The organism is Bifidobacterium aesculapii (genome assembly GCF_001417815.1).
GTDB classification, from domain to species: domain Bacteria; phylum Actinomycetota; class Actinomycetes; order Actinomycetales; family Bifidobacteriaceae; genus Bifidobacterium; species Bifidobacterium aesculapii.
Genome location: NZ_BCFK01000081.1, coordinates 1 through 2333, shown reverse-complemented (window position 1 = coordinate 2333; position 2333 = coordinate 1). Strand labels below are relative to the sequence as shown.

The following is a 2333-nucleotide window of genomic DNA, read 5'->3' as shown; positions in this document are numbered from 1 at the left end:
AACTTATTCGATGCATAATACGCAGCCGGCGTTTCAAGAGCGAAATGATCTGCATCATCGGCAAGGACGAAAAATGCTGAGAATCAAATGAACCGCCCCAGAATGTCACCCACATGCGTTGTCGCATGTGTTAAAAGGAGGTGTCAATCTGGGGCGCTTCGTATTCAGTGTATCACTTGGTGGGTTGCCCGGCTCTGCGTCTCACCGGACGTTGCCGGCGGGACATGCGCCGTTCGCCCGGGGCGTCCCGGTGACATCCGGCGGCACGTTCCGGACGACCATCCGCCTCACCGCTCACCGCAGCAGTGCTCGAGGCACTCCTTGATGCGGGTCTTGAGGCATTCCGGCGCCTCATCGGGGCACAGATAGGCGCGCAACGACGTCAAATCGATGACAGACAGTTAGGACCGAACATGACCTTGAGTTCAGCGATCAACGCCGTCTCCTTTCTGACGAGGAATCGGTCGCCGAAGGTAAGAACCTCCGCATTGCCTGCGTCGTCGAGCAACGCAAGCTTGACCTCGCTGAGTCCAGGGTGGTCGACAAGCATCTGCCTGAGTCTCGCCATATTGGCTCGGGTCGACAACGAACTCGGCAGGAGGATGACGAGCGGCTTCCCATCCCGGTCCTCCGTATCAGGTACACGCATCCCCGCCACTCTGATCGTGGTGGTTTCACCATGTCGATCCACACGTCCCCGAATCTGTACGATTTGATCGACGCAAAGCTGCGCAGCGTACGTCTCGTACATCTTGCCGAAGAACATGCATTGGATGGAGCTTTCCAGATCCTCGATGGTGACGATCGCCCATGCGTTGCCCTTCTTAGAGACGCGACGGTCCACGTTGATGATGAGTCCGGCGATGGTGACTTTTCGTCCTTCGGGAACGGGGTCGGTGCCATCGACGAGCCGAGCGATGGATGCATCTCTAAGTGAGTCAAGCAATGCTTGCATGTCACTCAGCGGATGGTCGGAGACGTACAGGCCGAGCATCTCGCGTTCGAAGTTGAGTTTGGTCTTCTTGTCCCAGTCCTCGATGTCGGGCACGGTGATGGACGCGTCGCCCAATCCCATATCTTCATAAGCCTCGTCAGCGAACAGGTCGAACTGTCCTTCCATCTGTTTGTGCTTTATGGGGAGGATTGAATCGATGGCGGTCTCGTGGATCTGGAACAGGGCGCGGCGGTTCGGGTCGATGGAGTCGAACGCGCCCGCCTTGATCAGCGATTCCACGAGGCGCTTGTTCAACGCGGTCAGGGGCACGCGGCGCACGAAGTCCATGAAGTTCACGTACTTGCCGTGGGCGCCGGAACGTTCGGCGACGATGTCGGCCACGGCCTTGTCGCCCACGTTGCGGATGGCGCCCAGGCCGAAGCGCACCACGTCGCCGACGGCCGAATACGCGAACTGGGACTCGTTGACATCCGGCGACAGCACCTGGATGCCCATGCGGCGCGCCTCGCCCAGATACAGGGCGGTCTTGTCCTTGTTGTCCTTCGTGCCCTGCAGCAGCGCGGCCATGAACTCCACCGGATAGTGGGTCTTCAGGTACGCGGTCCAATAGGAGATGAGACCGTACGCCGCCGAATGGGCCTTGTTGAACGCATAGCCGGAGAACGGGACCAGAACGTCCCACACGGCCTGCGACGCCTCCTCGGAGTAGCCGTGCTCCTTCATGCCGGCGAAGAACGGCACCTTCTCCTTGGCCAGCACCTCCGGCTTCTTCTTGCCCATGGCGCGCCTCAGCACGTCGGCCTTGCCCAGCGAGTAGCCCGCGAGGATACGCGCCGCCGACTGCACCTGCTCCTGGTAGATGATCAGGCCGTACGTCTCGTCCAGCACCTGCTTCAACGGCTCGTCCAGTTCCGGGTGGATCGGCGTGATCTTCTGCAGGCCGTTCTTGCGCTTGGCGTAGTTGATGTGCGATTCCATCGACATCGGGCCCGGACGGTACAGGGCGATCAATGCGGAGATGTCGTTGAAGTTGTCGGGCCTGAGCATCTTGAGCAGACTGCGCATGCCGTCGGAATCAAGCTGGAACACGCCCAGCGTGTCGCCGCGCGAGAGCAGCTCGTACGTGGCCTTGTCGTCCAGCGGGATCTTCGTGTAGTCGATCGCCGGCTTGCCGTTCGCCTCGATGTTCCTGAGCGTGTCCTGGATGACCGTCAAGTTGGACAGACCCAGGAAGTCCATCTTGACCAGGCCCAGCGTCTCGCACGTATGGTATTCGAACGTGGTCGTCACCGTGCCGTCCGTACGCTCCAGCAGCGGGGACGTGTCCGTGATCGGCTCGCTTCCCATGATCGTCGCGCACGCGTGCACGCCCGTCTGG

Annotated in this window: 1 protein-coding gene; it reads right to left on the bottom strand. The window is 60.5% G+C overall.

The window, feature by feature from the left end; all coding sequences use genetic code 11:
* Positions 1–382: 382 nt before the first annotated feature.
* Positions 383–2333, bottom strand: a 1951-nt coding sequence (gene dnaE / locus BFAL_RS10400) for a DNA polymerase III subunit alpha (RefSeq protein WP_152973660.1), incomplete at its 5' end; no start/stop codon positions are given.